This is a genomic window from Vibrio sp. 1S139 (assembly GCF_041439475.1).
GTDB lineage: Bacteria > Pseudomonadota > Gammaproteobacteria > Enterobacterales > Vibrionaceae > Vibrio > Vibrio crassostreae_C.
In genome coordinates this window covers 1-16294 of sequence record NZ_JBGOOD010000027.1, presented here as the reverse complement: position 1 = coordinate 16294, position 16294 = coordinate 1, and the positions used below count along the sequence as shown (strand labels likewise).

Below are 16294 nucleotides of genomic sequence, written 5' to 3'. Positions count from 1 at the left end.
ATTTGTTACATCAATTGTATTAGAATGTTGCCAGTCGTATAGTGACGCTGAAAAGTTTGGTTAAAACCTTATAAAAGCAAGGCTAAGAAGAAATGTGAGGTGTCTTTCTTAATCGAGCAGTTAACAATTGTTTTACAATTATCTAAGGCTCAACTTCAGTTATTTGTTAAGTTAATGTTAAATTTTGAAGGTTTACAATCAAATTTTGTCCATAACAATATCATAAGGTTATTTAATGACCATAATGCTCAATGGAGCTGAGTGAGCAAGCCCGTGAAAGAAAGAAAGACAAGACCTGTTAATTTAGATTTACAGACCATCCACTTTCCAATCACAGCAATAGCTTCCATCCTACACCGTGTGTCTGGGGTGATAACTTTTGTCGCGATTGGAATTCTGCTTTGGTTACTATCCATTTCCCTCTCATCCCCAGTAGGCTTTGCCGAAGCTAGCGACATTGTCGATGGTTTCTTCGTGAAGTTTATTCTGTGGGGCATTTTAACCGCTTTGGCTTACCACATTGCTGGTGGTATTCGTCACCTTCTTATGGACCTTGGTCACTTTGAAGAGCTGGAATCTGGCGCTAAGAGCGCTAAGGTTGCATTCGCAGCAACAGCGGTATTGTCTCTACTAGCGGGGATCTTAGTATGGTAAACAACGTTTCTACTTTTGGTCGTAATGGTGTCCACGATTATCTATTGATTCGTGCTACTGCCATCATTATGACGCTTTACACTATCTACCTAGTTAGCTTTTGTGCTTTCTCTGGTTATATCTCTTACGCATCTTGGACGCAATTCTTTGGTGGAACCTTCACTAAAGTCTTCACCATGTTAGCGCTTACTTCTGTTTTGGTTCACGCGTGGATCGGCCTATGGCAAGTACTAACTGACTACATCAAATGCGCAAAACTGCGTGTTGGTCTTCAAGTCGGTGTTGTTGCAGTTCTTCTTGGATATTTCTTCTCTGGTCTGTTTATTTTGTGGGGTGCGTAAGTGACTATTCCTGTTCGTGAGTTTGATGCCGTAGTGATCGGCGCTGGTGGTGCAGGTATGCGTGCCGCACTGCAAATTTCTGAGCAAGGCCTTTCTTGTGCATTGCTTTCTAAAGTTTTCCCTACTCGTTCTCATACGGTTTCAGCGCAAGGCGGCATCACTGTTGCTCTTGGTAACGCGCATGAAGACCATTGGGAACAACATATGTATGACACAGTAAAAGGTTCTGATTACATCGGTGACCAAGACGCTATCGAATACATGTGTAAAAACGGTCCTGAGTCGGTAATCGAACTCGAAAAAATGGGCCTGCCTTTCTCTCGTTTTGAGAACGGTACTATTTACCAGCGTCCTTTCGGTGGTCAATCTAAAAACTTTGGTGGTGAGCAAGCGGCTCGTACCGCAGCTGCAGCCGACCGTACTGGTCACGCACTGCTTCATACGCTTTACCAACAAAACATTAAACACAAAACGACGGTTTTCTCTGAGTGGTATGCACTGGATCTTGTTAAAAACGAAGATGGTGCAATTTTAGGTACTACCGCGCTTTGTATGGAAACGGGCGAGGTTTGCTACTTCAAAGCGAAGGCAACAATCCTTGCGACTGGTGGTGCTGGTCGTATCTACGCATCAACAACCAATGCACACATTAACACTGGTGACGGTGTTGGTATGGCGATTCGTGCTGGCGTTCCTATGCAAGACATCGAAATGTGGCAGTTCCACCCGACGGGTATCGCTGGTGCAGGTGTATTGGTAACGGAAGGTTGTCGTGGTGAAGGTGGTTACCTTCTCAATAAAGACGGCGAACGCTTCATGGAACGTTACGCACCAAACGCTAAAGACTTAGCGGGTCGTGATGTTGTTGCTCGTTCAATGATGGTTGAAATTCGTGAAGGTCGCGGTTGCGATGGCCCTTGGGGTCCACACATCAAGCTTAAGCTTGATCATCTAGGTAAAGAGACACTTGAATCTCGTCTTCCTGGTGTATGTGAACTTTCTCGTACCTTTGCTCACGTTGATCCAGTGAAAGAGCCAATCCCAGTAATCCCGACATGTCACTACATGATGGGTGGTGTTCCAACACAAGTTTCTGGTCAAGCTATTAAGCAAACCGAAGACGGCAACGATGTTGAAATCCAAGGTCTCTTTGCTTGTGGTGAAATCGCATCAGTATCAGTACATGGTGCCAACCGTCTAGGTGGTAACTCACTGCTTGATTTAGTGGTATTTGGTCGTGCGACAGGTCTACACCTAGGTGAGACACTGAAGAAGCAAGACGAAGCGAAACCTGCAACTGAAGCTGACATTGAGCGTTCACTAGAGCGTTACAACCGTTGGGAAAACAGCACAGACGGCGAAGATCCAGCGCAAATCCGTAAAGATCTTCAGCAATGTATGCAGAACAACTTCTCAGTATTCCGTGAAGGCAAAGCAATGGCTGAAGGCCTAGAAGAGCTAAAAGCGATTCGCGAGCGTCTGAAAAATGCACACCTATCTGATAAGTCTACAGAGTTCAACACTCAACGTATCGAGTGTCTAGAGCTTGAAAACTTGATGGAAACGGCATTCGCAACGGCTGTTGCTGCAAATTTCCGTACAGAGAGCCGTGGCGCACACGCTCGATTCGATTTCCCTGACCGTGATGATGAGCAATGGCTATGCCACTCACTTTACAACCCAGAGTCAGAGAGCATGACTAAGCGTGGTGTAAACATGGAACCTATCCATCGTGAAGCGTTCCCACCAAAAGCACGTACGTACTAAGGAGATATGACCATGAAACTGAATTTCTCTTTATATCGTTACAATCCAGATGTCGACCAGAAACCTTATATGAAGGAATACACTCTAGAAGTGGATGAAGGTTCAGACATGATGCTTTTGGATGCGCTTATTCTGTTGAAAGAGCAAGATCCAACAATCTCATTCCGTCGCTCATGCCGTGAAGGTGTATGTGGCTCGGATGGTTTGAACATGAACGGTAAAAATGGCCTAGCGTGTATCACGCCATTGTCTGCGCTTTCGGGCCAAGACAAGATTGTGATTCGCCCACTGCCTGGCTTACCCGTTGTTCGTGACCTGATTGTAGACATGACTCAGTTCTACGATAACTACGAAAAAGTGAAGCCATTCTTAGTGTCTGATGGCAATGTGCCACCGGCTCGTGAAAACTTACAAAGCCCTGATGAGCGTGCTCATTTAGATGGATTGTACGAATGTATCATGTGTGCATGTTGTACAACGTCATGCCCATCATTCTGGTGGAACCCTGACAAATTCATCGGACCAGCAGGCCTGCTTGCAGCGTACCGTTGGCTAATTGATAGCCGAGATACAGCGACAGACGAACGTTTGTCCGATCTTGATGATGCATTTAGCGTTTTTCGTTGCCATGGCATCATGAATTGTGTAAGTGTTTGTCCTAAGGGATTAAATCCGACGAAAGCTATTGGTCACATCAAGACCATGCTAGTGAATCGTTCGGTTTAAGTTATATAAAAATTGCCGCCCTAGAAGTTTTGGGGCGGCCTTTTAATAGCTCGGCATAGACCGCAGCAAACGTGAAAACTACTGGTTAAGGGAAAATATGCACAACGGCGTGATGAAGGCATGGCTCGAGTCTTCACACTTGGCTGGCGCCAATGCAACGTACGTAGAAGAACTCTATGAACTGTATCTAAGTGACCCAGATTCGGTAAGTGACGAATGGAGAAGTGTTTTTGAAGAACTGCCTGTGCAAGCTTCAGAGACAGTGGAACAACCACACTCTCGTGTTCGTGAATACTTCCGTCGACTCGCTCAAGAAACAAAGCATTACAGTGTCCAAGTTAGTGATCCAGATGTCGATGCGAAACAAGTAAAGGTTCTGCAACTTATTAATGCCTATCGATTCCGAGGGCATCAAGCAGCAAATCTAGACCCCCTAGGTTTATGGAAAAGAGCGACAGTTGATGAACTGGACCCTTCTTTCCACACTCTTACCGAAGATGACCTCAATGAGACGTTCAACGTCGGCTCTTACGCCATTGGCCAAGAGACGATGGTGCTTAAAGATCTCTACAAATCTCTAAAGCAAACGTATTGCGGCTCTATTGGTGCTGAATACATGCACATGACAAATACAGAGCAAAAGCGTTGGATCCAACAACGTTTAGAGTCTGTATCTGGTCAACCCTCTTTCAACAAAGAAGAAAAGCAAGCTTTCCTAGAAGAGCTAACTGCTGCTGAAGGTCTTGAGCGCTATCTTGGTGCGAAATTCCCAGGAGCAAAACGCTTCTCGTTGGAAGGTGGTGATGCTCTTATCCCAATGACGAAAGAAATTATTCGTCATGCTGGCGGACAAGGCATGCGTGAAGTTGTTGTTGGTATGGCTCACCGTGGTCGTCTAAACATGTTGGTCAACGTGCTTGGTAAAAAGCCACAAGACCTGTTTGACGAGTTTGCGGGCAAGCACGATGACACGTGGGGTACTGGTGATGTGAAATACCACCAAGGCTTCTCTGCGGACTTCGCAACGCCAGGCGGCAACGTTCACTTAGCACTAGCATTTAACCCATCTCACTTAGAAATCGTAAACCCGGTAGTTATCGGTTCAGTACGTGCACGTCAAGATCGCCTTGGTGATAATGATGGTAGCCGTGTACTTCCAATTACTATCCACGGTGACTCAGCTATCGCTGGTCAGGGTGTAGTACAAGAGACGTTTAACATGTCTCAAGCTCGTGGTTTCTGTGTAGGTGGTACGGTTCGTATCGTTGTAAACAACCAAGTTGGTTTTACAACGTCTAACCCTCGCGATACACGCTCTACGATGTACTGTACCGATATCGCGAAGATGGTTCAGGCTCCGATTTTCCACGTTAACTCTGATGATCCAGAAGCGGTTGCGTTTGTTGCGCGTCTTGCATTGGATTACCGTAATACGTTTAAGCGTGATGTTGTTATTGATTTGGTTTGTTACCGTCGCCACGGTCACAATGAAGCCGATGAGCCGAATGCAACACAGCCTTTGATGTACCAAAAAATCAAGAAGCACCCAACACCACGTAAGCTTTACGCTGACGTGCTAATGGAGCGCGGTGAGTTTGGTATTGATACAGCAACTCAGCTAGTTAACGAATATCGTGATGCACTTGATCACGGTGAAGTTGTGGTTAAAGAGTGGCGTCCAATGGCACTTCACTCAGTAGACTGGTCTCCTTACCTAGGTCACGACTGGAACATCGAGTGGGATAACAAGATTGATATCGAGCGCCTGAAAGAGCTTGGTACCAAACTTTGTCAATACCCGGACAGCCACAAGCTGCAAAGCCGAGTAAATAAACTGTACAACGATCGTACTGCCATGGTGAATGGTGAGAAACAAGTCGATTGGGGTATGGCTGAAACTCTGGCATACGCAACACTTGTTGACGACGGTAAGCGTATTCGTATCTCAGGGCAAGATTCAGGTCGTGGTACGTTCTTCCACCGTCACTCAGTACTGCACAATCAATCAGATGCAAGCACGTATGTTCCTCTTGCGAACATTCATGATAAACAAGGGCCATTCCAAGTGTTTGACTCTGTGTTATCTGAAGAAGCGGTACTCGCATTTGAGTATGGTTACGCGACAGCAGAGCCAAGCGGTCTAACCCTTTGGGAAGCTCAATTTGGTGACTTCGCAAACGGTGCACAAGTTGTTATCGACCAATTCATTTCATCAGGTGAGCAAAAGTGGGCACGTCTATGTGGTCTAACTATGCTGCTTCCTCACGGTTATGAAGGCCAAGGCCCGGAGCACTCTTCTGCACGTCTTGAGCGTTACCTTCAGTTATGTGCTGAACAAAACATGCAGGTTGTTGTTCCTTCAACACCAGCTCAGGTTTACCACATGATTCGCCGTCAGGTTGTTCGACCAATGCGTCGTCCACTGATTGTAATGTCACCTAAGTCATTGCTTCGTCACCCTCTGTGTACTTCTTCTCTTGAAGATTTGGCAGAAGGCACGTTCCAACCAGCTATCGCAGAAATTGATGACCTGGCGCCTGAGAACGTAAAACGCGTCGTGTTCTGTTCAGGTAAGGTTTACTTTGACCTGCTTGACCAAAGACGTAAGAACGAGCAAGACGATGTCGCTATTGTACGTATTGAGCAACTTTACCCGTTCCCTTATGAGGATGTGAGAGCTGCCATCGCACAATACACAAATGTAGTCGATTACGTTTGGTGTCAAGAAGAGCCACAAAACCAAGGCGCTTGGTACAGTAGCCAACATAATTTCCGAGCTGCTATCCCAGTAGGTGCTGATATTCAATACGCAGGTCGTCCTGCATCAGCATCACCAGCTGTTGGCTATATGTCAGTACACTTGAAACAACAAAAAGCGTTAGTTGACGACGCTTTGACCCTACTTAAGAACTAGAAGTAAAAGGAAAATACGCACATGACAATTGAAATTCTGGTTCCAGATTTACCTGAATCTGTGGCTGATGCAACAGTTGCTACTTGGCACAAAAAACCGGGCGAAGCGGTTGCACGTGATGAAGTCATTGTAGATATCGAAACAGATAAAGTAGTTCTAGAAGTACCGGCTCCTGAAGCGGGTGTTCTGGAAGCTATCATCGAAGAAGAGGGTGCTACGGTACTTTCTAAGCAGCTTCTGGCTAAAATCAAGCCGGGTGCTGTCGCTGGTGAACCAACGAAAGACACCACTGAAGATACAGAAGCATCTCCTGATAAGCGCCATAAAGCTGCGCTAACAGAAGAGAACAACGACGCGCTAAGCCCAGCTGTTCGTCGCCTGCTTGCTGAGCACAACCTACAACCAGCTGACGTTAAAGGCACTGGTGTTGGTGGTCGTATTACTCGTGAAGACATCGACGCACACCTAGCAGCAGCGAAAGCGGCTCCGGCAGCAGCATCTGCACCAGCAGTTGAAGCGCCAGCAGCGGCTCGCAGCCAAAAACGCGTGCCTATGACTCGCCTGCGTAAGACAGTTGCAAACCGTCTTCTAGAAGCGAAAAACAGCACAGCAATGCTGACTACTTTCAACGAAGTGAACATGAAGCCAATCATGGACCTTCGTAAGCAGTACAAAGACCAATTCGAGAAACGTCACGATACGCGTCTTGGCTTCATGTCTTTCTACGTGAAAGCAGTAACAGAAGCACTGAAGCGTTTCCCAGAAGTGAACGCTTCTATTGATGGTACAGATATCGTTTACCACAACTACTTCGACATCAGCATGGCGGTATCTACGCCACGTGGTCTAGTGACTCCAGTACTCAAAGACTGTGACACACTAGGTTTCGCTGATATCGAAAAAGGCATCAAAGAGCTAGCAATCAAAGGTCGTGACGGCAAGCTAACGGTTGATGAACTGATGGGCGGCAACTTCACTATCACAAACGGTGGTGTATTTGGTTCTCTAATGTCTACGCCAATCATCAACCCGCCTCAAGCGGCAATTTTGGGTATGCACAAAATCCAAGACCGTCCAATGGCTGTTGATGGCAAGGTAGAGATTCTACCAATGATGTACCTAGCGCTTTCTTACGACCACCGTCTAATCGATGGCCGTGAATCAGTTGGCTTCCTAGTGGCCATCAAAGAGCTTCTAGAAGATCCTGCACGTCTGCTATTAGACGTTTAGTATCGCTAAAACGTCTAGTTAACCCCGTTAGCTAGACGTAAAAAGTTTCAAAGGCTAGGCTGCTCAACGTCTGGCCTTCAATTGAACTGTAAAGCCATTAGAAAATGGACAGCAGTTGTTTTGAGAAGACCCTACAGACGTAACACAGGAAACTGTGTCGTTATGGAAATAATAATCCCTTAAGGGAAAATAAACGGAATATCAAAATGAATTTGCATGAATACCAAGCCAAACAGCTGTTTGCAGAATTCGGTTTGCCTGTACCAGAAGGTTTCGCATGTGATACTGCACAAGAAGCTTTCGAAGCTGCAGGTCGTATCAGTACAGCCAAGAAAGTCGTTAAGTGTCAAGTACACGCTGGTGGCCGCGGTAAAGCGGGCGGCGTAGAGCTACATGACACCAAAGAAGGCGTTAAAGAGTTTGCACAAAAGTGGCTAGGTAAAAACCTAGTGACTTACCAAACAGACGCTAATGGTCAGCCTGTAACTAAGATCCTAGTTGAAGAAGCATCAAACATTGCTAACGAACTTTACCTAGGTGCTGTTGTTGACCGCGCAACGCGTAAAATTGTATTCATGGCGTCAACTGAAGGCGGTGTGGACATTGAGAAAATCGCTGAAGAAACTCCAGAGTTGATTCACCAATCAGCGATCGATCCTCTAGTAGGCCCTCAAGCTTACCAAGGCCGTGAACTGGCGTTCAAACTTGGTCTAGTTGGCGATCAAATCAAACAGTTCGTTAAGATCTTCATGGGTCTTGGACAAATGTTCTCTCAGTACGACCTAGCTCTACTAGAAATCAACCCGCTTGTAATTACTGGCGAAGGCAACCTGCTTTGTCTAGACGGCAAGATCAACATCGACTCAAACGCGATGTACCGTCAGCCTAAACTACGTGAAATGCACGATCCATCTCAAGAAGATGAGCGCGAAGCACACGCAGCACAGTGGGAACTGAACTACGTAGCACTAGATGGTAACGTTGGCTGTATGGTTAACGGTGCAGGCCTTGCGATGGGTACGATGGATATCGTAAACCTACACGGCGGCAAGCCAGCAAACTTCCTTGATGTAGGCGGCGGCGCGACAAAAGAACGTGTAGCTGAAGCATTCAAGATCATCCTTTCTGATGACAATGTTAAAGCAGTACTCGTAAACATTTTCGGTGGCATCGTTCGTTGTGACATGATCGCTGAAGGTATTATCGGTGCAGTTAAAGAAGTCGGCGTAACAGTTCCTGTAGTTGTTCGTCTAGAAGGTACAAACGCAGACCTAGGTCGCGAAGTACTTGCTAATTCTGATGTTGATATCATTGCAGCTGAATCTCTAACAGATGCTGCTCAGAAAGTTGTTGCTGCTGCGGAGGCTAAATAATGTCTGTATTAATTAACAAAGACACTAAAGTAATCTGTCAGGGTTTCACTGGCGGTCAAGGTACATTCCACTCAGACCAAGCTATCGCATACGGTACGCAAATGGTTGGTGGTGTTTCACCTGGTAAAGGTGGTCAAACTCACCTAGGCCTTCCAGTATTCAACACAGTACGTGAAGCGGTAGAAGTAACTGGCGCAACAGCAACAGTTATCTACGTACCAGCTCCTTTCTGTAAAGATGCAATCCTAGAAGCGATTGATGCAGGTATCGAACTGATCGTAACGATCACTGAAGGTATCCCTACAACAGATATGATCGACGTTAAAGTGAAGCTAGAAGAAACTGGCGTTCGCATGATCGGTCCTAACTGTCCAGGTCTTATCACTCCAGACGAGTGTAAGATTGGTATCATGCCTGGTCACATCCACAAGAAGGGTAAAGTAGGTATCGTATCTCGCAGCGGTACTCTGACATACGAAGCAGTTAAGCAAACAACAGATGAAGGCTTTGGTCAGTCTACATGTGTTGGTATCGGTGGTGACCCTATCCCAGGTTCAAACTTCATTGATATCTTGAAACTTTTCCAAGAAGACCCAGAAACTGAAGCAATCGTAATGATTGGTGAAATCGGTGGTACTGCGGAAGAAGAAGCGGCTGATTTCATCAAAGCAAACGTAACTAAGCCAGTTGTATCTTACATCGCTGGTGTTACTGCTCCTCCGGGCAAACGTATGGGCCACGCAGGCGCAATCATCTCTGGCGGTAAAGGTACTGCTGAAGATAAATTCGCAGCACTAGAAGCAGCAGGCGTTAAGACTGTTAAGTCTCTTGCTGACATCGGTAAAGGCCTACGTGAAATCACGGGTTGGTAATCAGCTGGCTTTTATCGATTGAGATAGAAGTTAATTGAAACGATATTAAAAAGGCTTGGTCACTGACCAAGCTTTTTTTATGTTTTCGAGATACGAGATCGTACTGCTAAGTGCTAAGCTCGACTTCTAACCATTTGAGATAGCATAAACATTGCTGCCGCACTGATAACCACAGACGGGCCAGCAGGCGTATCATAGAACCAAGACAAGCTTAATCCACCGAATACAGCGATAGAGCCAATAATTGATGCAAGGAAGGCCATCTGCTCAGGTGTGCTCGAGAACTTCCTTGCCGTTGCTGCAGGAATAATCAGTAGCGATGTCATGATTAACGCACCAACAAACTTCATACCGACAGCAATCACGATACCGACCAATAGCATCAGAATCAGACGCATTAAATCTATGTTGATGCCATCAACCGCCGCGAGATCTTCGTTAACCGTCGTTGATAGTAGTGGTCGCCAAAAGATAGCAAGTACTAATCCAATCACAGCAGCACCCGCATAGATGAACACTAAATCCGTTGGAGATACTGCCAGCAAGTCACCAAATAGGTAGCTCATTAGGTCAACACGAACGTTATCTAAGAAACTTACAGCAACCAAACCAAGTGATAGCGCACTGTGCGCCAAAATACCGAGTAGGGTATCGGTCGCGACCAGCTTTTGTTTTTGTAAAGTCACTAGCAACACGGCCAGCATCAAACAACAAATCAGCAGCGCGAAATACAAGTTAATGTTGAACAGAAAGCCAAGTGCTAAGCCCATCAAAGAAGCGTGAGCAAGCGTGTCACCAAAGTAAGCCATCTTACGCCACACCACGAATGAACCTAGTGGGCCTGCAATTAGTGCAATACCCAAACCCGCCAAAATAGAGGGAAGAAGAAACTCAAGCATTAGTGGTGTCCGTGTTTATGGTTTGAACATTCATGCACGTCGCCTTCGACAGGCTGGCCTGCGAGATCATGATGGTGATGTTCGTGTTGGTGATGATAAAACGCTAGCGTCTCTTGGGGCGCGGTGCCAAAGAGCGCAATATACGAAGGATGGTGTTTGATGTCTGCAGGTGCGCCTGAGCAACAGATGTGGTGGTGTAAACAGATAACATCGTCTGTTTTTGCCATCACTAAATGCAGATCGTGTGAAACCATAAATACGGCACAACCAAAGCGGTGGCGAATGGTGTCAATCAAGTCATACAGGTCTATTTGCCCTTGAACGTCGACGCCTTGAGCCGGTTCATCGAGAACCAGTAGATCTGGTCTTCTTAGCAATGAACGAGCAATGAGCACACGTTGGTTTTCTCCGCCAGATAGCTGGTGCATGTTACTCTTCTGCAGATGTTCAGCACCAACAAGCTTCAATGCTTCAAGGATCTCTTGCTGACTGAAATTGCCAGTGAGTTTTAGAAAACGCTCTACGTTGAGCGGTAGGGAATCATTGAGCTTTAATTTTTGTGGTACATAGCCAATTTTCAGTTTTTTAGCTTTTGTTATTGTGCCTGAAAATTTGGTCTGTAAACCCAGTACCACTTTTACTAATGTCGACTTTCCTGCACCGTTTGGCCCAATCAGGGTGGTGATTCTGCCGCGCTCTAAATTTAGAGAGATGTTGTCTAGAACTTTTCGACCGTCAAATTCGACGCTCACAGAATCTAGTTGGATTAAGTTATCCATGAATAGAACTCATTTGCAATTCGCTAATGTTATAATGTAACATTTACCTCAAGCCTAAGCTACTTTTCTATTATCGAGGGATTATGTCACGTTCATCTTTTATACTTGCTACTTTGCTTTTAGCGCCAAGTGTTGCAAGTGCCAATACTATTCTAACAAGCTTCAAACCAATTCAAATGATTGTGACAGAACTAACGCAAGGTGTTAGTGAACCGGAAGTGTTGATGAACAGCAATGCTTCGCCGCACGATTATGCGCTCAAACCATCAGATGTCAAAAAAGTTCATAGTGCAGATATGGTTGTTTGGTTTGGTCCAGACTTAGAAGCGTTCCTGACCAAGGTGATTGAGTCGAACGATAACGTTATCGAAATCGCTAAAATCCCTGGCATCAACTTACGCGCTTATGGACACGAAGAGCATGACCATGATGCACACGAAGGCCACCACCACGGCTGCCATGACCCGCATTTTTGGTTGGGGATCGATCAGGTTGAAGTTGCCGCGAAATACATCTCAGACAAGCTAATTGAAACTGACCCAGACAACGCAATGGCGTACCAAGAGAATCTCGATTCATTCCTGATTGCATTGAAAGAGAAGCAACAGTCTATTCGAGAGCAACTTGCACCCGTGAAAGACAAAGGTTACTACGTTTTTCATGACGCGTATGGTTACTTTGAGCAAGAGTTTGAGCTAAATAACTTAGGTCACTTTACGGTGAGCCCAGAGCGTAAGCCGGGTGCAAAAAGCCTGATCGCTATTAAGAAAACGATAGTACGTGAAAACGTTCAATGTGTGTTTTCTGAGCCTCAATTCACTCCTGCTGTGATTGAATCAGTGACGCGCGGAAGTAACGCAAAACAAGGTCAGCTTGACCCTATCGGTTCAACAGTTGAAGTGAAGAGTGGAAGCTATTTCGATTTTCTTCAGCAACTTACAGATAGCTATACAAGTTGCTTAGACGAGAAGTAAGTCATAAACGAGTATTCTTTACTCTACTTTGCTCTCGTTAATTTATGAATCATGCCGCTTTTTGCGGCATTTTCGTGACCGCTAAGATAAAACCTCCTAACAAATAACAAACCTCCTTTCTCCTTTTCTAATTTCCGCTAAAATGGAAAGATAATAATAAGCACAAAAAAACTCAGTTTTTGGTTTAGCAACGATAAGACGTTGTGGTACCCAAAATTTCATGTGTTGTTGCTGTTCAGGATTAAGAGTTGTATCGAATTATCTTCAAAATGTTCATGTTAATGAGCATTTCATTTAGCGTTCTAGCGGTAAATACCTCGCCCTCCGTTTTCTATCCTTTGCCCGCTCAAGCGCAAGGGAATTTCCTTGCGGCTAAAAACTTGTATTTAGGTGCCGGAGGTGGGCTCTGGGTTCATGATGTGCATGGAAAAGTACTCTTTTACGATGGTCGAACTCTATTCCCTCGCAAGGGAAGCTTACTGCAATTTTCTTCGGAAAGAGTCGCCTTTCTGAACGATGAGTTTTGGACATTTTTCGGCAATGAGGTCTATCGACATAACCCTGGAATTGGCAACGAATTGGCGTTTAGCCTAAGTCCCGGCGCTGAAATAGCGAATATCGGTGCATCAGGCGATTATATTTGGGTTACTGACGGCAGTAATTTCTATACCTACAACACTCAATCTTTAGAATTCAACACCTACTCTCTACTTAAACTGTACCGATACAATAACAGCAGTGACATTGCGATTAACGACGCTGAGTGGGTACTATCAAAGTGGGTGCTAGCGACCAGTTCTGGCGTTTACCTTTCAGAGAATCAAGAGTTTACCCATGTCACCGCATCAGACAAAAACCATATTGAGACGGTTTATTTTTCGAATGCTCGACGTGAGTTAGTGATCGGTACTTTAAATGGTGCTGTGATTGTTGATCTCGCGAACCCAGACAAAGAGACCATCGTTAAAGGGTCGCATGTTCTCTCGTTGGCCGAAACTTCGGACCAGTATTGGATTGGTACAGAGCACGGCCTTATTAGCTACAACTTTATTACGGGACAAATTACTCGATTCGAACAAGCCGCTAGTCAAGACTTCTCGTTACCGGGTGAGAAAATATATTCGTTGATAAACGATCATGCTGGTGGTATGTGGGTTGCGACAAACAACGGTATCCGATACTTCTCACTGTTCAGCAAAACCTTCTCGAGAACACCCCTAACTGGAATGGGCATGCATTCGAGTAGTGTGGTGATCAATAAAGTACTGCCTGTCAGTGACCAGTTATCTTGGGTCGCGTCTTCAATGGGGCTCTACTTGGTTGATTCTGAAAGTGAAGAGAACCCAATTCGTGTTTACTCTAACCCTGTTAATGATTTTGAGATCTTTGGCTCTTCCATTTGGTTGGCGACCGAACAAGGTATCATCAGTCTAAATACGGAAACACTACAACCCGAAGCCCTTGATTTACCAAGGCCAATTGAGGGAGTGCGTGTTGAAAACCTTGCGCTTCAAGCCGATAACGTTCTTTGGATGACCTCTGGGCAAAACCTCTATTCGTTATCTATCGAAACCATGAAACTGACGAGTTATGGCACTGACTGGTTAGTCGACAAGTTCTTGCCTGCGAAGATCACCGCTCTCAATGTAGGCTTGCTAGGTCGCATCTATATAGGAACGGATCATGGCTTCTACTCGTTCATTGATAAACGAATTAGCTTTAGTCGTTCCAGCGAACGGTTTGGCAAAGTCGTCGATATTGAAAAAGCGAAGGATGGAGCGCAGTGGTTTGCGAGCAGTTATGGCGTGTATCGAATCCCGGATGACAGCTCTATTATTCAAGAAATCACTCTTGTTGAAGACAATATTAGCCCCAACTGCCTGATAAGCGATGACAATGGTGTTTGGTTAGGCTCTTCGAAAGGCATCAGTTATTACGGATTGGATGGGCAACTGCATAAACACATAGGTTCGCCATTTGGTTTGATCACCAATGAACTGGCGGCAGGAGCGTGTGCTCTTTTTTACAGTCAAGATAGCCAACCTTCGAGGCTTGTTTTCGGCTCAAAGTATGGTGTAGTCAGCGCGTTATCTAACGAGTTACTGGTATCAACTACACCTCATAGCCGTGCCTTGTTGAGTAAGATAAGTGTCGACCAACAAACGGTATCACTTGGCGGGAAAACGGCAGAGCTGGATGAGATTCCTTATGGTTCATCGATGGGGTTTAAGCTAGGTATCTTACCAGCAACGTTCGCACCTGCGATGGAATACCGACTGAGCGACGATGAACCTTGGAGTGAGTTTGAAGGGGGCTTGTTAACGCTCGATCATCTTCTTCCAGGGGATTACACACTTGAAGTGAAGCCGGTTAAAGGCTCCCATTATCGCTTTGTGTCAACCAATCAAAGCTTCTCGATTGCGGAGCCTTGGTATCTGACCAATTGGGCTGCAGCAAGCTCTCTGATATTACTGATTGGCGTTGTGACTATCTTAGTCTTTTGGCGTTCGCGTTATGTCACTTTTGCCAACCGGCACTTAAAAGCGCAAGTTGCACTGAAGACAGACCAATTGAGGCACCAAAGCCGGATATTACTCGCCACTAATCAACAGCTTAAAAAGCAGCTATCCGTGAAGAATGCGCTTGTGTCTCACACTGCCAATGAACTCTCTTCTGAAGTGAATCATATTGCTGCGATGCTCCCGAATTGGAATGACGAGCTCGGGAAGTCGCCGATTCTAACCTTGAAAAATGGCTTAGCTCAATTGAGTAATACGCCTCAAGGAGAAGGGCAAGTTTGTTACGATATAATTTTAATCTTAGAGGTGGTACTCAAAGCTTGGCAGGATGACTTAACCAAAGCCGGTATTGAACTGGATATTAAAGTCGAAACAAAACAACGATATGTCTCGTTGCTGTATTTTAATCTCGATATTATCTTCAATAGCTTGGTTGCGAGCATCATCAAGAGAAACTTTAAGTCGCAGAGTATGGTGGTTCTGGTTGAAGAGGTTAAGGAGCATCTTGTTGTGACCATTCGAGATCATGGGATGCCTTTCCCTAAACTGGCATCAAGCATGGGTGACAATACCGGAAAGTCGACCGACCTTAACATCGAAAAGCTGCCGCTATTGATGAATCAGAGCGGTGGTGAGCTTAATGCCTTGGTTTCGGAGTCTCAAAATAAGGTTCAGCTTTCGTGGCCAATTGAGTATCAAGTACTCGACAATCTTGAAGCCAGCACAATTGAACAGATTGAAACCATTAAGCTTGCCGCCTCAACACCAGAGCAACAAAAACTGACAGCGGAACAAGAGTGGAAGAACAGAGTGTCGCAGCTTGTGAGTGAAAACTACGCTGATGCCGAGTTCAGTACTGCAACTGCCGCTAAGTATTTGTTTATGTCTGAGAGAAGCTTACAGAGACGCTTTAAATCGGCTTACAACAAGACCTTCAAAGAGCACTTGAATGAAGTACGTCTAGAGCATGCGTGTGAGCGCTTACTCGCTGGAGAGAAGATCTCTGATGTGGCGTTTGATTCGGGGTTCAATGACCCTTCCTATTTCAGTCAAAGGTTTAAGCACCACTTTGGCATGTCACCATCTAAGTTTGCTGAAAACAACGAAGAGTAGCACGCAGCGGATACTCAGCTAGAACATAAATAAAGATACTTTAGCCTCGACATTCGTGTTGGGGCTTTTTTATGCTTCTACGAGATACGAGATACGAGATACGAGATACGAGATACGAGATACGAGATACGAG

At 45.4% G+C, this 16294-nt stretch carries 12 protein-coding genes; 10 read left to right on the top strand and 2 right to left on the bottom strand.

Annotated features, from left to right (window positions below):
- Positions 1-261 precede the first annotated feature (261 nt).
- The 8 genes from sdhC to sucD all read left to right on the top strand — a co-directional run bounded on the left by sdhC (position 262) and on the right by sucD (position 9877).
- Complete coding sequence (sdhC, locus tag ACED46_RS10995; RefSeq protein ID WP_017061948.1) at positions 262-654, top strand: succinate dehydrogenase cytochrome b556 subunit; 393 nt, start codon at positions 262-264, stop codon at positions 652-654.
- Positions 648-995, top strand: a complete 348-nt coding sequence (gene sdhD / locus ACED46_RS10990) for a succinate dehydrogenase, hydrophobic membrane anchor protein (protein ID WP_371721440.1) — start codon at positions 648-650, stop codon at positions 993-995. Before sdhC ends, sdhD begins: the two co-directional genes overlap by 7 nt.
- Complete coding sequence (sdhA, locus tag ACED46_RS10985; protein ID WP_017061947.1) at positions 996-2762, top strand: succinate dehydrogenase flavoprotein subunit; 1767 nt, start codon at positions 996-998, stop codon at positions 2760-2762.
- Positions 2763-2774: 12 nt separating this feature from the next.
- A complete protein-coding gene (locus tag ACED46_RS10980) occupies positions 2775-3488 on the top strand; it encodes a succinate dehydrogenase iron-sulfur subunit (RefSeq protein WP_010436773.1) in 714 nt (237 codons plus the stop codon).
- A gap of 97 nt (positions 3489-3585) precedes the next feature.
- Positions 3586-6402 (top strand): 2-oxoglutarate dehydrogenase E1 component, encoded by a 2817-nt coding sequence (gene sucA, locus ACED46_RS10975; protein ID WP_017061946.1) that lies wholly within the window; start codon positions 3586-3588, stop codon positions 6400-6402.
- A 21-nt stretch (positions 6403-6423) separates the two neighbouring features.
- The gene (gene odhB / locus ACED46_RS10970; protein WP_371721439.1) at positions 6424-7632 is read left to right on the top strand and encodes a 2-oxoglutarate dehydrogenase complex dihydrolipoyllysine-residue succinyltransferase; all 1209 of its coding nucleotides are present in this window, start codon (positions 6424-6426) and stop codon (positions 7630-7632) included.
- A gap of 206 nt (positions 7633-7838) precedes the next feature.
- Positions 7839-9005 carry an ADP-forming succinate--CoA ligase subunit beta gene (gene sucC, locus ACED46_RS10965; RefSeq protein WP_010436793.1) on the top strand — a complete coding sequence of 389 codons (1167 nt, stop codon included), beginning with the start codon at positions 7839-7841 and terminating at the stop codon, positions 9003-9005.
- Positions 9005-9877, top strand: coding sequence for a succinate--CoA ligase subunit alpha (gene sucD, locus ACED46_RS10960; RefSeq protein WP_017061945.1), 873 nt, complete (start codon positions 9005-9007; stop codon positions 9875-9877). Before sucC ends, sucD begins: the two co-directional genes overlap by 1 nt.
- A 113-nt stretch (positions 9878-9990) precedes the next feature.
- Here sucD and znuB read toward each other — a convergent pair whose 3' ends face one another.
- On the bottom strand, positions 9991-10776 hold the full coding sequence (gene znuB / locus ACED46_RS10955; RefSeq protein WP_017061944.1) for a zinc ABC transporter permease subunit ZnuB: 786 nt from the start codon (positions 10774-10776) through the stop codon (positions 9991-9993).
- Complete coding sequence (znuC, locus tag ACED46_RS10950) at positions 10776-11555, bottom strand: zinc ABC transporter ATP-binding protein ZnuC (protein ID WP_371721438.1); 780 nt, start codon at positions 11553-11555, stop codon at positions 10776-10778. The genes znuB and znuC overlap by 1 nt, the downstream gene beginning before the upstream one ends.
- A gap of 83 nt (positions 11556-11638) precedes the next feature.
- Between znuC and znuA the strand changes: the two genes are divergently transcribed.
- Both znuA and ACED46_RS10940 read left to right on the top strand, forming a co-directional pair.
- Positions 11639-12529, top strand: a complete 891-nt coding sequence (gene znuA / locus ACED46_RS10945; protein WP_371721437.1) for a zinc ABC transporter substrate-binding protein ZnuA — start codon at positions 11639-11641, stop codon at positions 12527-12529.
- A gap of 269 nt (positions 12530-12798) precedes the next feature.
- Entirely contained in the window at positions 12799-16161 is a 3363-nt protein-coding gene (locus tag ACED46_RS10940; protein ID WP_371721453.1) for a helix-turn-helix domain-containing protein, read from the top strand.
- Positions 16162-16294: the final 133 nt, after the last annotated feature.